19 protein-coding genes are annotated in these 19,787 nt (G+C 70.3%); 11 read left to right on the top strand and 8 right to left on the bottom strand.

Features of this window, described 5'->3' with window-relative positions:
* Positions 1-63: 63 nt before the first annotated feature.
* Together AC0T5L_RS20660 and AC0T5L_RS20655 are read right to left on the bottom strand one after the other, a co-directional pair.
* The gene (locus AC0T5L_RS20660) at positions 64-1,011 is read right to left on the bottom strand and encodes an EamA family transporter (protein WP_476167105.1); all 948 of its coding nucleotides are present in this window, start codon (positions 1,009-1,011) and stop codon (positions 64-66) included.
* A 6-nt stretch (positions 1,012-1,017) separates the two neighbouring features.
* On the bottom strand, positions 1,018-1,398 hold the full coding sequence (locus AC0T5L_RS20655; protein ID WP_476167104.1) for a hypothetical protein: 381 nt from the start codon (positions 1,396-1,398) through the stop codon (positions 1,018-1,020).
* Between the two features lie 130 nt (positions 1,399-1,528).
* Here AC0T5L_RS20655 and AC0T5L_RS20650 point away from each other — a divergent pair, with 130 nt between their 5' ends.
* Positions 1,529-2,224 (top strand): RICIN domain-containing protein, encoded by a 696-nt coding sequence (locus tag AC0T5L_RS20650; RefSeq protein WP_476167103.1) that lies wholly within the window; start codon positions 1,529-1,531, stop codon positions 2,222-2,224.
* Positions 2,225-2,262: 38 nt separating this feature from the next.
* Here AC0T5L_RS20650 and AC0T5L_RS20645 read toward each other — a convergent pair whose 3' ends face one another.
* From AC0T5L_RS20645 to AC0T5L_RS20635, 3 genes are read right to left on the bottom strand one after another with little or no spacing between them, the layout of a single operon-like run.
* Complete coding sequence (locus AC0T5L_RS20645) at positions 2,263-3,060, bottom strand: inositol monophosphatase family protein (protein WP_476167102.1); 798 nt, start codon at positions 3,058-3,060, stop codon at positions 2,263-2,265.
* A 46-nt stretch (positions 3,061-3,106) separates the two neighbouring features.
* Positions 3,107-3,937: an ABC transporter permease gene (locus AC0T5L_RS20640; RefSeq protein ID WP_476167101.1), complete on the bottom strand. Its 831-nt coding sequence runs from the start codon at positions 3,935-3,937 to the stop codon at positions 3,107-3,109.
* Entirely contained in the window at positions 3,934-4,878 is a 945-nt protein-coding gene (locus tag AC0T5L_RS20635; RefSeq protein ID WP_476167100.1) for an ABC transporter ATP-binding protein, read from the bottom strand. The genes AC0T5L_RS20640 and AC0T5L_RS20635 overlap by 4 nt, the downstream gene beginning before the upstream one ends.
* Before the next feature lie 308 nt (positions 4,879-5,186).
* Between AC0T5L_RS20635 and AC0T5L_RS20630 the strand changes: the two genes are divergently transcribed.
* Genes AC0T5L_RS20630 through AC0T5L_RS20595 form a run of 8 tightly spaced genes read left to right on the top strand, consistent with a single transcriptional unit; the run spans position 5,187 to position 11,821 of the window.
* Positions 5,187-5,963 (top strand): helix-turn-helix transcriptional regulator, encoded by a 777-nt coding sequence (locus AC0T5L_RS20630; RefSeq protein WP_476167099.1) that lies wholly within the window; start codon positions 5,187-5,189, stop codon positions 5,961-5,963.
* 19 nt (positions 5,964-5,982) lie between these two features.
* Positions 5,983-7,395 carry a Fe-S cluster assembly protein SufB gene (gene sufB / locus AC0T5L_RS20625; RefSeq protein ID WP_476167098.1) on the top strand — a complete coding sequence of 471 codons (1,413 nt, stop codon included), beginning with the start codon at positions 5,983-5,985 and terminating at the stop codon, positions 7,393-7,395.
* Position 7,396: 1 nt separating this feature from the next.
* Positions 7,397-8,557, top strand: coding sequence for a Fe-S cluster assembly protein SufD (gene sufD / locus AC0T5L_RS20620; protein WP_476167097.1), 1,161 nt, complete (start codon positions 7,397-7,399; stop codon positions 8,555-8,557).
* A complete protein-coding gene (locus AC0T5L_RS20615) occupies positions 8,550-8,885 on the top strand; it encodes a non-heme iron oxygenase ferredoxin subunit (protein WP_476167096.1) in 336 nt (111 codons plus the stop codon). Before sufD ends, AC0T5L_RS20615 begins: the two co-directional genes overlap by 8 nt.
* A 7-nt stretch (positions 8,886-8,892) precedes the next feature.
* Positions 8,893-9,654: a Fe-S cluster assembly ATPase SufC gene (sufC, locus tag AC0T5L_RS20610; RefSeq protein ID WP_476167095.1), complete on the top strand. Its 762-nt coding sequence runs from the start codon at positions 8,893-8,895 to the stop codon at positions 9,652-9,654.
* A gap of 3 nt (positions 9,655-9,657) precedes the next feature.
* Positions 9,658-10,974: a cysteine desulfurase gene (locus AC0T5L_RS20605; RefSeq protein ID WP_476167094.1), complete on the top strand. Its 1,317-nt coding sequence runs from the start codon at positions 9,658-9,660 to the stop codon at positions 10,972-10,974.
* 2 nt (positions 10,975-10,976) lie between these two features.
* Positions 10,977-11,453, top strand: a complete 477-nt coding sequence (gene sufU, locus AC0T5L_RS20600; RefSeq protein ID WP_476167093.1) for a Fe-S cluster assembly sulfur transfer protein SufU — start codon at positions 10,977-10,979, stop codon at positions 11,451-11,453.
* Positions 11,453-11,821, top strand: coding sequence for a metal-sulfur cluster assembly factor (locus AC0T5L_RS20595; protein ID WP_476167092.1), 369 nt, complete (start codon positions 11,453-11,455; stop codon positions 11,819-11,821). The genes sufU and AC0T5L_RS20595 overlap by 1 nt, the downstream gene beginning before the upstream one ends.
* Positions 11,822-12,097: 276 nt before the next feature.
* Here AC0T5L_RS20595 and AC0T5L_RS20590 read toward each other — a convergent pair whose 3' ends face one another.
* Positions 12,098-12,964, bottom strand: coding sequence for a DMT family transporter (locus AC0T5L_RS20590; protein ID WP_476167091.1), 867 nt, complete (start codon positions 12,962-12,964; stop codon positions 12,098-12,100).
* Between the two features lie 25 nt (positions 12,965-12,989).
* Here AC0T5L_RS20590 and AC0T5L_RS20585 point away from each other — a divergent pair, with 25 nt between their 5' ends.
* A complete protein-coding gene (locus AC0T5L_RS20585; protein WP_476167090.1) occupies positions 12,990-14,468 on the top strand; it encodes an aminotransferase-like domain-containing protein in 1,479 nt (492 codons plus the stop codon).
* A 33-nt stretch (positions 14,469-14,501) separates the two neighbouring features.
* Here the strand turns inward: AC0T5L_RS20585 and AC0T5L_RS20580 are convergent, their stop codons facing one another.
* Complete coding sequence (locus AC0T5L_RS20580) at positions 14,502-16,820, bottom strand: hypothetical protein (protein WP_476167089.1); 2,319 nt, start codon at positions 16,818-16,820, stop codon at positions 14,502-14,504.
* Between the two features lie 743 nt (positions 16,821-17,563).
* Here AC0T5L_RS20580 and AC0T5L_RS20575 point away from each other — a divergent pair.
* On the top strand, positions 17,564-18,454 hold the full coding sequence (locus AC0T5L_RS20575; protein ID WP_476167172.1) for an SGNH/GDSL hydrolase family protein: 891 nt from the start codon (positions 17,564-17,566) through the stop codon (positions 18,452-18,454).
* 45 nt (positions 18,455-18,499) lie between these two features.
* Here the strand turns inward: AC0T5L_RS20575 and AC0T5L_RS20570 are convergent, their stop codons facing one another.
* Complete coding sequence (locus tag AC0T5L_RS20570; RefSeq protein WP_476167088.1) at positions 18,500-19,666, bottom strand: EAL domain-containing protein; 1,167 nt, start codon at positions 19,664-19,666, stop codon at positions 18,500-18,502.
* Between the last annotated feature and the right edge of the window lie 121 nt (positions 19,667-19,787).

Raw genomic sequence — 19,787 nt, 5'->3', positions numbered from 1 at the left:
GCTCCTCATTCGATATGTCGTCGGATATGCCGATACCGGAGAGTCGCGGAGGCTGTTTCCGCCTCAGCGGTCGCGGTGGCCCTCGTGCGAGGAGCCCGCGGAGGCCCCGTCGGCCTCCGCTCCACCGTCGCCATGCCTGGCTGAGGTGCGTGTGGAGCCCGCGCTGGCCATGATCACGCACGCCACGGCGAACCACTGCCACACGGTCAGCAACTCTCCCAGCAGCACCAGGCCCACGAGCGCCGCGACGGCCGGCTGCAAGCTCATCAGCACACCGAACACCCGCGGAGGCATGCGGCGCAGGGCGCTCAGCTCCAGCGTGTACGGAACGACCGAGGACAGCACGCCGACCACCAGGCCGAACAGCAGCAGGCGCCAGTCCAGCAGGGCCGTACCGCCCTCGACGACTCCCATCGGAGCGATGACCACCACGCCGACCACGCTGGCGATCGCCAGCCCGGACGCGCCGCTGAAGCGCTGGCCCGTCGCCGCGCTGAGCATGATGTACCCCGCCCACGCGACCGCCGCCAACACCGCGAACACGATGCCCAGCGGATCCATCGACCCCGACTCCAGTCCCAGCGCGACCACACCCAGTCCGGCCATGCCCGCCCACAGCAGGTCGATCCGTCGCCGCGAGCCCAGGACCGCGATGGCCAGCGGCCCCAGGTACTCGATGGTGACCGCGATCCCCAGCGGGATCCGTGCGAACGCCTGGTAGATGAGGAAGTTCATCATCGCCAGCGCGATGCCGTAGCCGGCCACCACCAGCCAGTCGGTGCGCGAGCGCGCGCGGAGTACCGGTCGCGCCACCAGGACCAGGAGCACCGCCGAGGTCAGCAGCCGCAGCCACACGACCGCTGCCGGGGGAAGCGCCTCGAACAGGTTCTTGGCCACCCCCGCGCCGGTTTGCACCGAGACGATGCCCACCAGCACCAGCCAGGCCGAAGGCACCGCTTCCGCCGCGCGTTGCAGGGAGAAGGGTGCCTGGGCGCGCTCCGGGGTGTCCATGGGAAATCATCCTATGTTTTCGGACGTCCTCTCCGCACGCCCGCTCCCGTCGGCCGGTACGGCCCGTTCACCCCGACCGCCCTCACCGGGTTTCCTGGCGAGGACCGCGGCCAGCAGCAGAACCCAGGCCACCGTAGTCACTCCGGGCTGCACCAGCGTCATGATCAGCCCGTACACCGTTCGTTCCGCCTGGTCGGTGAGGATCTGCAACCCGAGCCACAGATACGGCAGCGCCGCGGCGACCAGGTTCGTCACCAGCCCGGCCCACACCAGCCCCGACCGCGCGGGCCGCCGCCACACCAGCAGAGCGCCGCCCAGGGCGAGCAGGAACAGGGGCGGCCCGAGGTGCCGGACCGCCATGAACCAGGGAACTCCGATCGCTTCCATGGCCGGGACCCTATCGAGTTCGCCGCGGACAGCGGAGGGTGAACATGCGTGAAACAGGCCAAGTGGTGTGAAATGGTCCGGGGACATGGACGTCCCCGGCCCCGCCCCGCAGCCCGCTGGAGTCCCTCACATGTCCCGACGCCGTGCCCGCGCCCACGAATGGTACGTACCACACTGGCCCCTCGTCGCCGGAGCCCTGGCGTTGCTTCTGGTCGTATCCATCGGCGGCTACACCGTGGGCCTGCTCACGGCTGACGGTGCCGCCCCCGAGGAGGCGGACATGAACACGGTCTCGGGTATCCTCGCCCAGCCTCCGGGTGCCCCGGAGGAGGACGAGCAGGCCGAGGAGACCGAGGAGGAAGAGGAAGAGGAGGAGGTCGTCCATCCGGCGGGGCTGGACCCCGAGCTCGTCTACGCCCTACAGAACGTGCACGGCGACCGTGTCATCGACGTCGTCGACAAATCCACCGCCAACGGCGCCCCCGTCCACCTCTGGGACCGCCACGACGAGCCGAACCAGCAGTGGCGGTTCGTCCCCGTGGAGGAGGGCTTCTACGAGATCGAGGGCATCGGTAGCAGCAAGGTCCTGGAGATCCCGGCCGATTCCGCCGCCCAGCCGGGCGCGGCGCTGCTCACCCGCACCGGATCGCCCAACCAGCACTGGACGGTGATCGAGGTCGGCCCGGGCGTGGTACGCCTGGTCAACCGCGCCACCGGCCAGGCCCTGGAGGGACAGGGCGGCGCACCGGACAACGGCACCCTGGTCGCCCAGGCACCCGACGGAGGGCACGCCCACCAACAGTGGCGCCTGCTGCCCGTGGGCTGAACCGGCTGTGGGCCGCTCCGCCGCGGGCGCCTTCGGGGTCAGCCGACCAGCAAAGAGCGCACGGTCTTCCAGCACGCCTCGTCGGCGGCGTTGAGCAGCCCGACGGCGTCGTCTCCGGGGCGGTACACGCTTCCGTCCGGACGCAGGGACACCCCGCCCGCCTCGGCCAGCATCAGGGAACCGGGGGCGTGGTCCCAGGGCAGGGTTCGGTGGAACAGCACGAAGTCCAGCTCGCCCTCGAAGAGGCGGGGGTAGTCCACCCCGGCACAGTGCGCTCCCGGCCCGACCGCGGCGAACCGGGGCGCTGTCTCCTCCGCGCGCCGGCGCGCGGAGGGACCGAGGAAACGGGTCAGCACGGCGCCGCGCATGTCGGCCGGGGATACGGGGGCCGGGGGCCGGCGCACACGCGTCCCGTCCCGCCAGGTGCCCGAGCCCCGTTCCGCGACGTAGACGCGCTTCGCGCAGGGTTGCACGATCCACGCGGCGACGGTCTCGCCCCCGCGTACCAGGGCCGCCATCACCGCGTACTCGGGGCGGCCGTTCACGAAGTTCCTCGTGCCGTCCAGCGGGTCGACCAGCCAGGCCGTGGGCTCCTTGTTCAGTGCGCGCAGTAGCGCGGGATCGGCCGAGGCGGCCTCCTCGCCCACCACCGGCGCGTCGACGATCGCGCGGAGCCGGTCGGTGATGAGTTCCTCGGCCTCGCGGTCGGCCACGGTGACGATCTCCCCGGGCGACTTCTCCACGACCTGGCCCTCGGACAGGGCCCGGAAGCGGGGGAGGACCACCTCTTCCACCGCCTCGTGGAGGATGGCGGTCACCGCGTCGACGTCGAACATGGTCTGATGCTAGAACCTGATCCGCGGGGCGGAGCCGGGCGGGGGCCTACTCCCAGCGGAAGAGGCGGCTGGCCAGGAACCCGCTGACGGCGGCCCACACGGCCAGCACCGCGAACGTGCCCGGTCCCGGAAGGGAGCCCCCGATCAGGACCGTCCGCAGTCCCGAGCTGAGCGCGGTGATCGGCAGCGCCGTCACCGCTTGCTCCAAGGGCCCGGGGAAGCTGCTGGTCGGGAACAGTACCCCGCCCAGGCCCAGCATCAGCACGTACACCAGGTTGGCTCCGGCCAGGGTCGCCTCGGCGCGTAGCGTGCCGGCCATCAGCAGGGCCAGCGAACTGAACGCGGCGGTCGCCAACAGCACCAGCGCGGCCACCGCCAGCACGCCCGTCGGCGCCAGCGAGGGCGACCAGCCCAGCGCCAGCGCCACCGTGCACAGCACCACCGCCTGGATCACCTGCACGCCGAGCACGGCCAGGGTCTTGGCGGCCAACAGCCCGAAGCGGGACAACGGGGTCGCCCCCAGCCGCTTGAGCACCCCGTAGCGGCGCTCGAAGCCGGTGCCGATGGCCAGGCCCGTGAACGACGTGGACATCACCGCCAGCGCCAGCACTCCGGGGGTGAGCGCGTCCACCCTCGCGCCCTCGCCCACGTCCAGCACCGGGGTGAGGCTGAACCCCACCAACAGCAGCACCGGGATCACCATGGTCAGCAGGAACTGCTCGCCGTGGCGCAGCATCACCCGCAGCTCCATGCCGGTCTGCGAGGCGACCATCCGCCACATCGGGGCGGCCCCGGGCGCGGGGGCGAACAGCGCTGCGTCGTCGTCTCCGGGCACGGCGGCGGCCCGGACGGATGCGGTGGAGGGGTGCTCGGTCATTGGTTGCGCAGTTCCCGGCCGGTGAGTTCAAGGAAGACGTCCTCGAGGGTACGCCTTCGTACGCGCAGGTCCTCGGCCAGTACCCCGGCCGAGGCGCACCAGGCGGTGACCGTGGCCAGGAACTCCGGGCCGAGCGCGTCAGGGTCGTCGGTGGTGACCGTGTACTCGCGGCGGCCGTCGGCGGTGTCCTGCGAGGCGATCCGGCTGCCTCCGGGCAGGGCGGCCTCCAGTTGCCCGGTGTCCACGGGCGCGTTCGTGGAGAAGTACACCTCACGGCGGTCCCCGGTCAGCTCGGCCGGGGTTCCCTCGGCGGCCACGGCGCCGCGATCGATGACGACGACATGGTCGGCCAGCCGCTCGGCCTCCTCCATGTAGTGCGTGGTCAGGATCACCGCCACGCCCGCCCTGCGCAGGGCCGCCACCAGGTCCCAGGTGGCCATGCGCGCCTGTGGGTCCAACCCCGCGGTCGGCTCGTCCAGGAAGACCAGTTCGGGGCGCCCGACCACGGCGCAGGCCAGCGACAGGCGCTGCTGCTGGCCGCCGGACAGGCGGCGGAACGGTGTGGCGGCCACGGAGGTCAGGCCGAGCCGTTCCAGCAGCAGGCCGGGCTCGATCGGCTGTGCGTGGAAGGAGGCCATCAGCCGCAGCCACTCGGCGGCGCGGGCACCGGTGGGCACCCCGCCGGACTGGGGCATCACTCCCACGCGGGGCTTGAGGGCGGCGGCGTCGGCGACGGGGTCCAGGCCCAGCACCCGTACCCGCCCGCCGTCGGCGCGGCGGAAACCCTCGCAGATCTCGATGGTGCTGGTCTTGCCCGCGCCGTTGGGCCCGAGCAGCGCCGTCACCGCGCCCCGGCGCGCGCTGAAGGTGAGGCCGGTGACTGCGGTGGTGGCGCCGTAGCGCTTGACCAGGTCGACGACCTCGACCGCGGCTGTGTCCATGAGCCCTGAGTCTACGTGCGGCCCGGCGGGGCGGCTCACCGCCCCGGGGACGGTGTGGTCGGACCGGGGGCACGAGGAGCGCTGTCTGTCTGTATCGCGGGATCGCTGTTTCAGCATGTGGTTATCCGGAATGCTCCGGCCCCCGTCCGGGGTTGTGTCCGGTGTACTCCACATGCGTGAAACCACTGTTAGGCAAGGCTGCCCTTCGTGAGAAAAGGCATGAGACAGGGTTTGCCTAGGTGGACTTATTTACGCCACACTGATGTTGTCAAAAGAAAGAGCCGCGTTCGAGAGGGGAGGGGAAGTCTGTGTCTGAAGCATCCAGTGTGTCCCGTCCTCTGATCGGGTCGGACCGCGGGGCCGAGACCGGCACCCGCGCCCGGGTCGCGCGGCTCATCCTGGAGAAGGGCCCGATCACCGCGTCCTCCCTGGGGGAGCGCCTCGGGCTCACTCCGGCGGCCATCCGCCGCCACCTCGACAACCTGACCAGCGAGGGCATGGTCGAGGCCCGTGACGCACGGCCCCACGGCGGGCGCCGCCGCAGGGGCCGTCCTGCGCGAGTCTTCGCCATCACCGAGGCCGGACGCGACGCCTTCGTCCACGCCTATGACGACCTCGCCACCAGCGCGCTCCGTTTCCTGGCCGAGACGGCGGGGCCCGGGGCCGTTGGCGAGTTCGCCCGCAGTCAGGTCGGCGACCTGGAGCGGCGCTACAAGCCCATGCTGGACGCGGTTCCCGCAGAACAACGCGTCCGGTTGCTGGCCGAAGCGCTCTCCAACGACGGCTACGCCGCTACCGCGGGCCAGGCGCCCGCACCCGGGGGCGGCGACCAGCTGTGCCAGCACCACTGCCCCGTCGCGCACGTGGCCGCCGAGTTCCCGCAGCTCTGTGAGGCCGAGATCGAGGCCTTCGCGCGGCTTCTGGGCACCCCTGTGCGCAGATTGGCCACCATCGCTCACGGCGACGGTGTGTGCACCACGCACGTAACCCCGCGGGGAGACGTGGCGAGCGGGGAGAACGGCACCCCCGCGTCCAAGGCCATCCGCCAGGTGGCGGACGGCTCAGTTCAACACCAGGACGTGTGAGTCCAGGAGGAGTCCGCGCATGACGTCTATCGCGCATCCCGAGCTCGAAGGGCTCGGAAATTACGAGTACGGCTGGGCCGACTCGGACGTGGCCGGAGCCTCGGCCCGACGCGGTCTGAACGAAGAGGTCGTTCGCGACATCTCTTCCAAGAAGGACGAGCCGGAGTGGATGACCAAACTCCGCCTCAAGTCCCTGAGGCTCTTTGACAAGAAGCCCATGCCCGACTGGGGCGCGGACCTGTCCAGGATCGACTTCGACAACATCAAGTACTTCGTGCGGTCCACGGAGAAGCAGGCCACCTCCTGGGAGGAACTGCCCGAGGACATCAAGAAGACCTATGACAAGCTGGGCATCCCCGAGGCGGAGAAGCAGCGTCTGGTCGCCGGTGTCGCCGCGCAGTACGAGTCCGAGGTCGTTTACCACCAGATCCGAGAGGACCTGGAGGAGCAGGGCGTCCTCTTCCTGGACACCGACACGGCGCTCAAGGAGTACCCGGAGGTCTTCGAGGAGTACTTCGGATCGGTGATCCCGCCCGGCGACAACAAGTTCGCCGCGCTCAACACCTCCGTGTGGAGCGGCGGGTCGTTCATCTACGTGCCCAAGAACGTGCACGTGGAGATCCCGTTGCAGGCCTACTTCCGGATCAACACCGAGAACATGGGCCAGTTCGAGCGGACCCTGATCATCGTCGACGAGGGCGCCTACGTCCACTACGTCGAGGGTTGCACCGCGCCGATCTACAAGTCGGACTCGCTGCACTCGGCGGTCGTCGAGATCATCGTCAAGAAGAACGCCCGCTGCCGTTACACGACCATCCAGAACTGGTCGAACAACGTCTTCAACCTGGTCACCAAGCGCGCCGTCGCCGAAGAGGGCGCCACCATGGAGTGGATCGACGGCAACATCGGTTCCCAGGTCACCATGAAGTACCCGGCCGTGTACCTGATGGGCGAGCACGCCAAGGGCGAGACCCTGTCCATCGCCTTCTCGGGCGAGGGCCAGCACCAGGACACCGGGTCCAAGATGGTGCACTGCGCGCCCAACACCTCCTCCAACATCGTCTCCAAGTCGGTGGCACGCGGTGGGGGCCGAGCCTCCTACCGGGGGCTGGTGCAGGTGCAGGAGGGCGCTGACCACGCCAAGTCCTCCGTCAAGTGCGACGCGCTGCTGATCGACACCATCAGTCGCTCGGACACCTACCCCTACAACGACCTGCGCGAGGACGACGCCGAGCTCGCGCACGAGGCGACCGTCTCCAAGGTCAGCGAGGACCAGCTCTTCTACCTGATGAGCCGGGGCATGGACGAGGACGAGGCCATGGCCATGATCGTGCGCGGGTTCGTCGAGCCCATCGCGCGCGAGCTGCCCATGGAGTACGCGCTTGAGCTGAACCGGCTGATCGAACTTCAGATGGAAGGAGCGGTTGGTTAAGTTGACCAGCCCGAGCATCGAACCCAAGGCCCACAGCCACGGCCTCGGGGAAATCCCGTTCTCCAAGTTGGCCACCCACGGGTCCTTCGACGTGAACGACTTCCCGATCCCGAACGGCCGTGAGGAGGAGTGGCGCTTCACGCCGCTGCGCCGCCTCAAGGGTCTGCATGACGGTAGCGCCGTCGCCGACGGCACGGACAAGATCGACGTTGACGCCCCTGAGGGCGTCACCGTCGAGACGGTCGGCCGCGACGACGCCCGTATCGGCACCGCCGGCTTCCCCGCCGACCGCGTGACCGCCCAGGCCCACAGCTCCTTCGAGCAGGCCACGGTCATCACGGTCGCGCAGGACGCGGTCCCGGAGCGCCCGGTCGTCGTCGACCGGAAGGCCCAGGGCGGTACCCGCTACGCCCAGTTCGTCATCGACGTCAAGCCGCTGGCCGAGGTGGTCGTCGTCCTCAACCAGACCGGTACGGGTGTGCGCGCCGGCAGCGTGGACGTCCACGTCGGCGAGGGCGCGCGCGTGACCCTGGTCAGCCTTCAGGACTGGGACAACGACGCCGTCGACGTCTCCCAGCACAACGCCCAGGTCGCCAAGGACGCCACGTTCAAGTCGATCGTGATCACACTGGGCGGCGACCTGGTCCGGCTCTCCCCGAAGGTGGCCTACAAGGGGCGCGGCGCCAACGCCGAGCTGCACGGCCTGTACTTCACCGGGGACGGCCAGCACCACGAGCACCGCTCGCTCATCGACCACAACATCTCCAACACCCGTTCGCGGGTGGAGTACAAGGGTGCGCTGAGCGGCAAGGGCGCCCACGGTGTGTGGATCGGTGACGTGATCATCGGCGAGGGCACCACCGGTACCGACTCCTACGAGCACAACCGCAACCTCCAGCTCACCGACGACACCCGCGTGGACTCGGTGCCCAACCTGGAGATCTTCACCGGTGAGGTGGAGGGCGCCGGGCACGCCGCCGCCAGCGGCCGCCTCGACGACATCCACCTGTTCTACCTGCGCTCCCGGGGCATCCCGGAGGACGAGGCCCGTCGCCTGGTCATCCGCGGCTACTTCCTGGAGCTCATCGCCCGGATCCCGGTCGAGGAGCTGCGTGAGGAGATCATGGCCAAGGTCGAGCGCAAGCTGGCCGAGCATGAGTGAGTCCGGTCGCTGGGTGAAGGTCGCCGCACTCGACGAGATCCCCGAGGAGGGGGTCCTCGGAATCGAGACCGACGACGAGACACCCATCGCCCTTGTCCGCAGCGAGGGCGAGGTCTACGCAGTGCGGGACGTGTGCTCGCACGCAGAGGTCCGCCTGTCGGAGGGCGAGGTCGAGGACGGCACCATCGAGTGCTGGCTGCACGGCTCGTGCTTCGACCTGGGCTCGGGGGCGCCGATCAACCCGCCCGCGACCCAGCCGGTCCCCACCTACGACGTGAAGATCGACGGCGACGACGTGCTCGTCTCGTTGGATGAGAAGAATTCCTGAGGCTGAAATGACGAAGTTTGAAATCCGCGGTCTGCGCGCCGACGTCCTCATCGGTGAGGACGAGCGGCAGGAGATCCTCAAGGGCGTTGACCTGACCATCAACTCCGGTGAGACCCACGCCATCATGGGCCCCAACGGCTCGGGCAAGTCCACCCTCGCCTACGCGATCGCGGGCCACCCGCGCTACGAGATCACCGAGGGCGAGGTCCTGGTCGACGGCGAGAACATCCTGGAGATGAGCGTCGACGAGCGTGCCCGCGCCGGAGTGTTCCTGGCGATGCAGTACCCGGTCGAGGTTCCGGGCGTGTCCATGTCCAACTTCCTGCGCAGCTCGGTCACCGCGGTGCGCGGCGAGGCCCCCAAGCTCCGCCAGTTCTCCAAGGAGCTGCAGGGCACGATGAAGGACCTGGCCATCGACTCGGCCTTCGCCGCCCGTGGCGTCAACGAGGGTTTCTCCGGCGGTGAGAAGAAGCGCCACGAGATCCTCCAGCTGGAGCTGCTCAAGCCCAGGGTCGCCATCCTGGACGAGACCGACTCCGGTCTGGACGTCGACGCGCTCAAGATCGTCTCCCAGGGCGTCAACCGGGCCAAGGAGAGCGGCGAGATGGGCGTCATGCTCATTACCCACTACACCCGAATCCTCAACTACGTGAAGCCCGACTTCGTGCACGTCTTCGCGCAGGGCCGTATCGCCGAGTCCGGCGGTGCTGAGCTGGCCGACGTGCTGGAGGCCGACGGCTACGAGCGTTTCGCGAAGGCGGGCGCGTAACCCATGACCACAGTCCGCGAGTTCGGCCGGGCCGGGACGGGCCCGCTTGACGTCGGGGCGATCCGGGAGGACTTTCCGATCCTCTCCCGGACCGTTCGCGACGGACGGCCTTTGGTGTACCTGGATTCCGGGGCCACCTCACAGAAACCCCGTCAGGTGCTCGACGCCGAGCGTGAGTTCTACGAACGCCACAACGCGGCGGTGCACCGCGGCGCGCACCAGCTCGCGGAGGAGGCGACCGACGCCTACGAGGAGGCTCGGGAGACCATCGCCCGGTTCATCGGGGCCGACGCCGGAGAGGTGGTGTTCACCAAGAACGCCACCGAGGGCGTCAACCTGGTGACCTACGCGCTGAGCAACTCCGCGACGGCCGACAAGGAGCTGCGTCGCTTCCAGGTCGGACCCGGCGACGAGGTCGTGGTGACCGAGATGGAGCACCACGCCAACCTGGTGCCCTGGCAGCAGCTGTGCCAGCGCACCGGTGCGACGCTGCGCTGGTTCCCGGTGACCGAGGAGGGCCGTCTGGACCTCTCCGACATCGGGGACCTGGTCAACGAGCGCACCAAGGTGGTGGCGTTCACCCACCAGTCCAACGTGCTGGGCACCGTGAACCCGGTCAGGCCCCTGGTCGACCGGGCCCGCGAGGTCGGCGCGCTGACGGTGCTGGACGCCTGCCAGTCGGTTCCGCACATGCCGGTCGATGTGGCCGAGCTGGGGGTGGACTTCCTGGTCTTCTCCGGGCACAAGATGCTCGGTCCCAACGGGATCGGCGTGCTGTGGGGGCGCCGGGAATTGTTGGAGGCCATCCCGCCGTTCATCACTGGCGGCTCCATGATCGGCGTGGTCCACATGGAGTACTCCACGTGGGCCGAGCCGCCCCAGCGCTTCGAGGCCGGTGTGCCGATGGCCCCCCAGGCCGTCGGCCTGGCCGCGGCCTGCGACTACCTGTCCAAGGTGGGCATGGGCCGGGTGGCCGAGCACGAGCACGCGCTCACCGAGTACGCGCTCGAGCGGGTCAGCGCCGTCGAGGGTGTGCGGATCGTCGGTCCGACCGAGGCGGTGGACCGCGGAGGCGCGGTGTCCTTCGTCGTGGACGACATCCATCCGCACGACCTGGGACAGGTGCTTGACGACTGCGGCGTGGAGGTCCGCGTGGGCCACCACTGCGCCTGGCCGCTGCACCGCAAGCTGGGTATCGTCGCGACCACGCGCGCGTCCTTCTACCTCTACAACACGATGGAGGACGTGGACGCGCTCGTGGAGGCCATCAGGGCCGCGCAGAAGTTCTTCGGAACGGCCCCAGAGCGAGGAACAGCCTGACCATGCAGTTGGACGCTATGTACCAGGAGATCATCCTGGACCACTACCGGAATCCGCACCACAAGGGCCTGCGGGATCCGCACAACGCGGAGGCGCACCACATCAATCCCACCTGCGGGGACGAGGTGACGCTCCGGGTGGCCCTGACCCCTGCCGAGGGTGCCGACGCGCTCGACGACAAGGCCGTGATCAGCGACGTCTCCTACGACGGGATGGGCTGTTCGATCAGTCAGGCCAGCACTTCGGTGCTGACCGACCTGCTCATCGGCCGGACCGTCGCCGAGGGCATGACGACCCTGGACGCCTTCACCGAGTTGATGCATTCCAAGGGCAAGGGCGAGCCTGACGAGGACGTACTGGAGGACGCGGTGGCGTTCGTCGGAGTGTCCAAGTACCCCGCGCGGATCAAGTGCGCCCTACTGGGGTGGATGGCCTGGAAGGACGCGGTGTCGCAGACCCTGGAGAAGGAAACCGTCTGATGAGCGAGAACGAGACGACAACGACCGAGGTCGCCGAGAGCGCGCCCCTCTCCCCGGAGGCGGAGGCGCTGGCCGAGGAGATCGGCGAGGCGCTCAAGGACGTGATCGACCCCGAGCTGGGCGTGAACGTCGTTGACCTGGGCCTGCTGTACGGGGTGAACGCCGACGACAAGACCATCACGCTGGACATGACCCTGACCAGCGCGGCGTGCCCCCTGACCGACGTCATCGAGGACCAGGCCACCAGCGCCCTGGACGAGTTCGAGCGCGACGTCAAGATCAACTGGGTCTGGATGCCGCCGTGGGGTCCGGACAAGATCACCGAGGACGGGCGCGACCAGCTGCGCATGCTGGGCTTCAACGTCTGACGTGGTACGCACACGTGAGCGGGCCGGGACCTTTGGGGGTCCCGGCCCGCCCGTGTGAGTGGGTGCGTTCACACGGGCGGGCCACCGCTCTCCCCGCGTGCCGTTGGAGCGGCGCAGTGTGAGGCGGGCGGACTCGTTGCCCAGCCGGGGCCCCTGCACGCTTTACCCAAACCTCCTTCGGCGGGTCGCCGCTTCAGGCTTCCCCGACCCCCTGAGGAGGGCCGCCGCTGCACGCTCTACGGGGGCACGGGCACACGTGCGGGTGAGTGGCCGGCGTCACCGGGCCCGTTGCGTGACCACCACGCACGTGAGGACCACGACCGCGGTGAGCGGGGCCGAGGCGGACAGGAGTTCGCCGAGCAGGAGTACCGCCCACACCAGGGTCAGCAGGGGCTGGGCCAATTGCAGCTGGCTGGCGCGCACCACGCCGATCAGCCCCATGCCGCGATACCAGGCCACGAACCCGCCGAACTGGCTCACCATGGCCAGGTAGGCCAGCCCCGTCAGCGCCGTCGGTGTCACGTGGACGGGCTCCAGGGTGAGCGCGATGGCCGACAGGGGGACTGTCAGCGGCAGCGACAGCACCAACGCCCAGGAGATCACCTGCCAGCCTGGCATGCCTCCCGCGAGCCGCCCGCCCTCGGCGTAACCCGCGGCCGCTCCGACCAGCGCCGCGAACAGGTATAGATCGCCCATACCGGGCACGCCGTCGGCCCGCACGAGGGTGAACGTGAGGACGGTGACGGCGCCGGTGACCGCCGCCGCCCAGAACAGGGGGGAATGGCGCGTGTCCGTGCGTATGGAGGAGTAGGCGGCCGTGGCCAGCGGCAGGGCGCCGACCACCACGGCAGCGTTCCCGGCGGACGTCGTCCGCAGGGCCAGCGCGGTGAACAGCGGGAAGGCGATGACGCACCCGGACGCCACCACGAGCAGCGCGAGGATCCGGTGGCGGCCGGGGAGGGGTGTCCGAGCCGCGCGCAGGCACCCTGCGGCGACCAGTCCGGCCAGGGAGCAGCGCAGGGCCGTTGACGCCCAGGGGCCGAAGCCGTCGAGGGACCACAGGGTCGCGGGGAAGGTGAAGGAGAAGGCCAGGACGCCCAGCGCGGCCCACAGGGCTCCGCTGCGTACCGCTACCCGATTCATGTCAGTAGCGCTATTCTGTACTCTCATGAAAAATAGTAGCAGTACCACTGATCTACGCGATCGGCTGCGTCTGGCGTTCGACCGTTACCCGCCTGGTGAGAAGCTTCCCTCCAGTCGAGCTTTGGTGGAGCAGTACGGGGTGAGCCCGGTGACGGTCTCCAGTGCTATCGCCCAGCTCGCCGCCGAGGGCTTCCTCGTCACCCGGCCCGGCTCCGGATCCTTTCGGGCCCAGCACCGACGGCCGGCGCGCGGACCCGAGGACACCTCCTGGCAGGAGGTCGCCCTGAGCGCCGAACCGGCCGCCTCGCCGGGGGAGGGCCTGCCCCGCTCAGTCGACGACACCGGAGTCCTGGCCACACTCTCCGAGACCCCGCCGGGTGTGATCAGCTTCCATGGCGGCTACCTGCACGCCTCACTCCGTCCCGAACGCGCGCTCACCAAAGCCCTGGCGGGTGCGGCCCGCCGCCCGGGCGTATGGGCGCAGCCGCCGATCGAAGGCCTGGAGGAGCTGCGCGGCTGGTTCGCCCGTGAGATCGCCGGCCCCTCCGGCCCCCTGGACGCCGCCGACGTCCTGGTCACCGGCGGGGGACAGAGCTCTTTGACCACCGCTCTGCGCGCCCTGGCGCCGCCCGGATCCTCCGTCCTGGTGGAGTCGCCCACCTACCCTGGCCTGCTTGCCGTGGCCCGTGCATGCGGGATGCGTCCGGTCCCTGTCCCCGTCGACGCGGACGGACTGCGCACCGACCTGCTGGAGGACGCCTTCACCGCCACCGGCGCCCGACTGCTCCTGTGTCAGCCGCTTTTCCACAACCCCACCGGGGCCGTGCTCGCTCCGCACCGGCGCGCTGAGGTCCTGCGTATCGCCCGCGCCGCGAGCGCGTTCGTCGTGGAGGACGACTTCGCCCGACGCCTCGCCCACACGGACTCCGCGCCGCTGCCGCCCACCCTGGCTTCGGAGGATGAGCACGGCACCGTCGTGCACGTGTGCTCGCTGACCAAGGCCACCTCGCCCAGCCTGCGGGTGGGGGCGCTCGCCGCCCGGGGGCCGGTTCTGCGCCGCCTGCGCGCCATCCAGGTGGTGGACAGCTTCTTCGTCCCGCGCCCGCTTCAGGAGGCCACACTGGAGCTCGTGGCCTCCCCGGCCTGGCCCCGGCACCTGCGTGCCGTGGTCGCGGGCCTGACCGAGCGGCGCGTCGCCATGACCGACGCCCTGGTACGCGAACTTCCCCGTCTGGAGCAGCCCGTCTCCCGACGCGGCGGCTACCACCTGTGGTTGCGCCTACCCGAGGGGACCGACGAGTCGGAGACCGTGGCGGCGGCCCTGCGCGAAGGCGTGGCCGTGGCCCCGGGACGGGCCTACTTCCCCGCCGAGCCGCCCGCGCGGTACCTGCGGCTCGGCTTCGCCGGAACCTCCGGCACCCAGGAGGTGGTCCAGGGGGTGCGGCGCCTGGCCCGCGCCCTGGGGCGCGGTGGCGGGTCTCAGACGGGGTCGGCCATGAGATGAACGGGGGAGGCGGTTCCTCTGTGGCGGACGTCGTCAGTGGGTGGCGAACAGCCCCGCGCGCAGCTCCGCGGCGATGTCGTTGTCCCCGCGAAGGGCCAGCAGGTCGACCAGCGCCTGCGGGTCCGCGAAAGCCTCGTCGTCGTTGTCGGTGATGCGTCGGGAGAGGACCTTCAGGGCCTCGTCCGTGGAGGTGGGAGCGGTGTACCCGCTCAAGTGCAGGGCCCGGGCGGCGGGAGGGTGGCTGCTCAGGTCGGTGGCGGGCAGTTTGCGCGCGTCCAGGCGGTCACCGGCCACCGTGATGAACATGCGGTCGCCGGGCTGGGCGGCCTGGCGGCGCAGCAGGGGGCGCAGGGAGTCGAACGCGGGCTGGTCGCGCCAGACCAGCACCAGCAGGTCGGCCCCCGGCGCGGTCAGGCACAGCAGGCGCCCGGGTTGCAGGCCCAGGTGAGTGGCGTAGCCGGTGGGGACGGCCACGGGGGCGCCGTTGAGGTGGTCGGCGGTGATGTCGACGCGGTGCCACCATCGCCCGTCCGGGGCGCGGAAGCAGCGGGCCGCCATGGCGGGGCCACTCGCGCCGGGCTGGGAGGGGGGAGCGGCGGGCGGGGCCGGAGTCACCGGAGGGGCACCGTGGGCCTGTCCGGGCGTCGGACCGAGCGGCACGACGCGGTGCGGGTCCAGGACGGCGGTGCCCTGGTCGTGCACGGGTCTTTGCTGGTGGTCGGGCGCTGACTCGTTCGAGGACGGCTGCCCGTCCAGGCGGCGCCGTATCGGCAGCCCGTTTTCGGTGGTGGCCCCGGACTCCTCCGTGGCGGTGTGGCCGGCGTGGCCCGTGGGCACCTCCATGGGCACCGACGGGTCCACGAACACGTGCCCGTCCTTCAGGCTCACCCCGGGGGTACTCAGCAGCCAGGCGCGCAGTTCCTGCTGGCGGATGCCGATGCGGCCCAGCCGGATGGCGGCCTCGGTCATGCTGGGCGTGTCACCCAGCATCTCGCGGGTCTGCCAGCGCAACCGGTTGGGATCGTCGGCGATCAGCCAGCCGTTGTGCATACGCCGGTCGGTGAACAGGGTGATGATCACCCGCCACAGGGGCGTGTGCAGAGTGGGCACGTCCACCGGGTGGTCGGGGTGGGCGCTGATCAGCCGGTCGATGGTGGTCGCCGAGCCCAGCTGCTCGGACAGCTCGCGCATGTGCTTGGTGACCGCCGCGCCCTCGGGCGCGTTGAGCCAGCGCAGCAGGCGCTCCTCGACCTTGCGCTGGGCGGCGCGGATCTCGGTGACGTCCACCGAGATCTGCTCCGAGAGCACGCGGATACTGATGGGGTCGGTGGCGAACAGGCGTTCGGCGGCGACCGTGCGTTCCAGCTCGGGCCAGGAGCGGAACATTTCCTCCAGCAGGTCCACCAGCGGGTGCTGGCCCAGCGCCGGAGCGGGTGGCCGCTCCTCCACGTGGTCAGCGCGCATCGCCTTGGGCGGGCCGAAGCTGGGGCGTCGCAGAGTACGCCCGGGGCCCAGAAGGGAACTGCGGAACTGTGAGCGTAGATCGCCCACACCACCGCCCTGAGCGCCGTCGCCGCCCACCGCCTCGGAGCTCAGGGCGGAGCTGGGGATCATCGCGGCGGAGCTGACCATGGCGGTGGACGCCACCGCCTGATCGTCGGCCGAGGTGCCGGGATCCTGCTCCTCGGCGCGCCGGGCGCGCAAGGCCCTCAAGGTGCGGATCGCGCGGGTCGCCGGTGTCTGCGGCGGCGTCGGGCCGGTCCCGGCGTCTTCGGGGGCCTCCGTCTCACGGACGGCGCCCGTGGCGGCGTTGAGGTAGTCCAACGCGTTGCGCACGTGTTCGGGAGCCGATTCGGGCAGCCAGTGGGCGATGGTGCGTACGGCTTCCATCATCAGGGCGGGGGAGGGGGTGGGTCCCGCGGGTAGCTCGCAGCAGGGCTGTAGCGCGCGCCAGGCCACCGTGCTCACCACGTCCATGGCGCAGCAGCCGGAGAGCTGCCACTCGCCGATCTCCTCGGGGCTGGCGTGGATGAGGCGCTCCCAGTCACCGGCGGTGGCGGTGACCGCACCGCGGACGGGCTCGGAGAGGTCGGAGCAGTCCGTCGGCTGGGTGCGCAGACTCGGCAGGAACTCGGCCAGGGGGATGTGCGCCCAATGCTCCAGTGCCAGGCGGGCGATGCCGTGGGCGAGCCAGGGCGGGCCCGCGATGTCCAGGACCCGCGCGACCGGCAGCGAGTGCCACCATCCGTCGATCAGGCGGTCGTGGTGGAGCAGGGGTGCCACATCCGGCGACCGCGACCACCGCAGAGCGGGCGCGAGGTCGACGAGGCAGATCGGAGAGACGGCGTTCATCCGCTGGGGACCTCGACCTCCTGGTGTCTGCACGTGAATTGGGGAGGAACCGCACGGGCCTTCGGTTCGATGCTCCACAGTACGCGCCCCTCACCCGAGTGGGATCCGGACGGGAAACCGGTCCGGTGTTGCCGTGGGTGGGCACGGCGAGCCAGGGGACAGGGGTGCCGTGAGCACTTCTTCGAGATCGTACGTGCCTGTGGGCCACATGGGTACCCCCAGGCAGGCCCGGTCTGCGGTGCCCGCCGCGCGACCACGGTGCGCGGCAACCGCGACGAGGGAGTCCCACGTCCTTGACCCGCGCGATTGTGTGACCTAGATCACATCTGGCTTCGGGCTCATTTCGGACCTACCGGTCGTTGGTATTCACGTTCCCCTTACATCCGTGCCCTCTCCGAGCAATACGCGCGTGTCGCGTGCCGCGCAGGATGGGGCTGACGCCGGAGTGCGCTGGCACACCGGCGCAGGCGGGCTGTCACCGGCGGTGGGTATGCTGGACGGGCACTGTCCTCGCCCGAGCGACCTTCGGCCGGGCGGCCGCCCGGCGGCCGACAGGGGTTGACGGTGTTCGGACACGGGTTGGTGGCCGGACCGCAGCCCGATACCAGGAGCCGTACCCGCGCGCCCCCGGCGCTGCTCAGGTGTGGGACGGTCGAGCCGGATGATTGGTTGATGTGACAGACCTCGAGACGAATCCCCCAGCGGCCGCTCACCTGGACAGACCGGACGCCATCCGGTCCTATGTGGCGATCGGCGACAGCATCACCGAGGGGATGGAAGACGACAGCGGTCCCAACGGTGAGTACCGGGGCTTCGCCGACCGCCTCGCGGAGCACTTGGGTACGGTCACCCCCGACTTCCGCTACGCCAACCTGGGCGTGCGCGGGCGGCGGATGCGGCACATCTTCGGCGAGCAGCTCGACCAGGCGCTCGGGTGGAAGCCCGACCTGGTCACCGTCCTGGCGGGAGGCAACGACGTCCTGCGTCCGGGCAACGACCTCGACCGGCTGGCCGACCAGTTCGAGCGGGGCATTCGTCAACTGCGCGACGCGGGTATCCGCGTGGTGATCCTGTCCGGACACGACACCGGTTGGATCCCGGTACTGCGCTACTACCGCGGCCGCATCGCCGTGTTCAGCATGCACATGAGGGCCGTCGCCGAGCGCACCGGCACCGAGATCGTCGACATGTGGGCGCTCAACGCCCTCACCGATCCCCGTGCTTGGAGCGACGACCGCCTACACCTCAACGGCGCAGGCCACCAGATCGTCGCCGCACGCATCGCCGACCTCCTCGGCTTCCCGATGGGCCCGCCCGAGTCCTGGACCGATCCGTGGACCACCCCGCCCCAGCAGCTGCCGCGCATCCTGCGCCGTCGGGAGAACCGACGCTGGGCCCGCCAGTACCTGGTGCCGTGGCTGCGCCGCCGCGCCATGGGCCGTTCATCCGGTGACGGCCGTATGCCCAAGCGCCCACGGCTGGACTACCTGCACGACGAGACCGCCCGCACCGATATCGCCAGGACCATCGAAGAGGGCAAGGCCCAGGAGTCGACCTACAACGGCTTCGACCCCGCCGAGGGCGCGCCGACCAGCAGCCCCTCGGGCACCAAGGGTCCCGAACCCGTGGACTGATCCGCCCGCGGAGTCCTCCGGCGCGGAGCGCCGACGCGTTCGGACTCAGTCGCGCGACAGCGACTGGATGAGGTCGCTGATGTGCACCACACCCAGGCACTGGCCGTAGGTGTTGGTCGCGATCAGGTCCTCGTAGACCCTCTCGGTGTCCTGACCAGCCACCCGCAGCGCCGCCAGCGCCGACATCCACGCCGGGACCGTGCGCGGGGACTCCGCCAGCCGCAGCGCAGGGCGCTTGGCGTACAGGGCGTGCCCGTAGCGACCCGTCACCGACAGCAGGAACCTGGTCCGGTCGACCACTCCCACCGGACGCTCCCGGTGGTCGATGAGGATGACGCTGTTCAGGGCCGGGTCCCCGGTGAACGACTCCAGCACCTGCTCAGCGGTGGTGTCGGAGTCCAGCCCCACCGGCGGCACCATGAACTCCGTGACCCGCGGCCCGGAGTCCTCCTTGCTCTGCCCCGCGGTCGGCTCGGGCACCGGGGTCACCCGTTCACCGGGCCGCCAGGTCTGGTCGGCGAAGAACGGACCCGTCCCCACACGTATCCCGCAGCGGCGCAGCCGCACCACGTCCTCGGCCGAGTCCACGCCCGAGGCCAGCGAGTACACCCCGCTGCCCCGTCCGATCCGGGCCAGGCCCTCCACCACCGTGGCGTGGCGCTGGTCCTCGGCCACCCCGGACACGATCGCGGGGTCGATCCGTATCAGGAACGGCGCGGCCTCCACCACCAGGTCCGGGCGCACCATCGCCGTACCGAACCCGCACCGGAACCCGGCCGAGCGCAGCCGTGAGGTCCCCGACACCACCGTCGGCCTCGCCATGTCGGCCAGTTCGGCGCTGAGCATGAAGGTGATGTCGCGCGGTCGTCGGCCCGCACGGCGCAGCAGGCTCTCCACCAGGGGTACGAAGCCCTCACCGGCCAGCATCCGCGCGGGCAGCGGCAGCACCAGCGGAAGCAGGCTCTCGGTCACGGCCGCCTCCCGCATCAGGGCCAGGAGCCACTCGGCCACCGCCGTCTCCTCCTGAACGGTCACCTCCGCGTAGGAGCCCCGAACGGTCGGCGGCGGGTCGGCGGCGACCTCGACGGCCACCACGGTTCCCGAGTCCAGGTCCACGATGGGCCGGAATCCGGGAGCGCCCGATGCGCGGCGGGCCGTACCAGGCTTGTTCCGCTGCGACGTGGGAGTGTGTTGGGGATGCAGGGCAGACACAACCCTCATGGTGGACGGGAACCGGTCCTATCTGAAGACCTGTTCTCGGCTGTTCAACTCACCTTCATGGCTTGTTCCGCGGCCTCGTCCACGGCCGTACGCACGACACCGCCCACCGGGT

The sequence above is a fragment of the Nocardiopsis sp. TRM 82005 genome, from assembly GCF_056312425.1.
Note: the sequence above shows the minus strand (reverse complement) of the source record. Positions and strands in the feature narration are given on the sequence as shown.

What these genes read in the sequence shown, in the direction of transcription:
- AC0T5L_RS20660 (WP_476167105.1), bottom strand. Translation starts at nt 1,011, where the DNA reads ATGGACACCCCGGAGCGCGCCCAGGCACCCTTCTCCCTGCAACGCGCG.
- AC0T5L_RS20655 (WP_476167104.1), bottom strand. Translation starts at nt 1,398, where the DNA reads ATGGAAGCGATCGGAGTTCCCTGGTTCATGGCGGTCCGGCACCTCGGG.
- AC0T5L_RS20650 (WP_476167103.1), top strand. Translation starts at nt 1,529, where the DNA reads ATGTCCCGACGCCGTGCCCGCGCCCACGAATGGTACGTACCACACTGG.
- AC0T5L_RS20645 (WP_476167102.1), bottom strand. Translation starts at nt 3,060, where the DNA reads ATGTTCGACGTCGACGCGGTGACCGCCATCCTCCACGAGGCGGTGGAA.
- AC0T5L_RS20640 (WP_476167101.1), bottom strand. Translation starts at nt 3,937, where the DNA reads ATGACCGAGCACCCCTCCACCGCATCCGTCCGGGCCGCCGCCGTGCCC.
- AC0T5L_RS20635 (WP_476167100.1), bottom strand. Translation starts at nt 4,878, where the DNA reads ATGGACACAGCCGCGGTCGAGGTCGTCGACCTGGTCAAGCGCTACGGC.
- sufB (WP_476167098.1), top strand. Translation starts at nt 5,983, where the DNA reads ATGACGTCTATCGCGCATCCCGAGCTCGAAGGGCTCGGAAATTACGAG.
- AC0T5L_RS20615 (WP_476167096.1), top strand. Translation starts at nt 8,550, where the DNA reads ATGAGTGAGTCCGGTCGCTGGGTGAAGGTCGCCGCACTCGACGAGATC.
- sufC (WP_476167095.1), top strand. Translation starts at nt 8,893, where the DNA reads ATGACGAAGTTTGAAATCCGCGGTCTGCGCGCCGACGTCCTCATCGGT.
- AC0T5L_RS20605 (WP_476167094.1), top strand. Translation starts at nt 9,658, where the DNA reads ATGACCACAGTCCGCGAGTTCGGCCGGGCCGGGACGGGCCCGCTTGAC.
- sufU (WP_476167093.1), top strand. Translation starts at nt 10,977, where the DNA reads ATGCAGTTGGACGCTATGTACCAGGAGATCATCCTGGACCACTACCGG.
- AC0T5L_RS20595 (WP_476167092.1), top strand. Translation starts at nt 11,453, where the DNA reads ATGAGCGAGAACGAGACGACAACGACCGAGGTCGCCGAGAGCGCGCCC.
- AC0T5L_RS20590 (WP_476167091.1), bottom strand. Translation starts at nt 12,964, where the DNA reads ATGAATCGGGTAGCGGTACGCAGCGGAGCCCTGTGGGCCGCGCTGGGC.
- AC0T5L_RS20585 (WP_476167090.1), top strand. Translation starts at nt 12,990, where the DNA reads ATGAAAAATAGTAGCAGTACCACTGATCTACGCGATCGGCTGCGTCTG.
- AC0T5L_RS20580 (WP_476167089.1), bottom strand. Translation starts at nt 16,820, where the DNA reads ATGAACGCCGTCTCTCCGATCTGCCTCGTCGACCTCGCGCCCGCTCTG.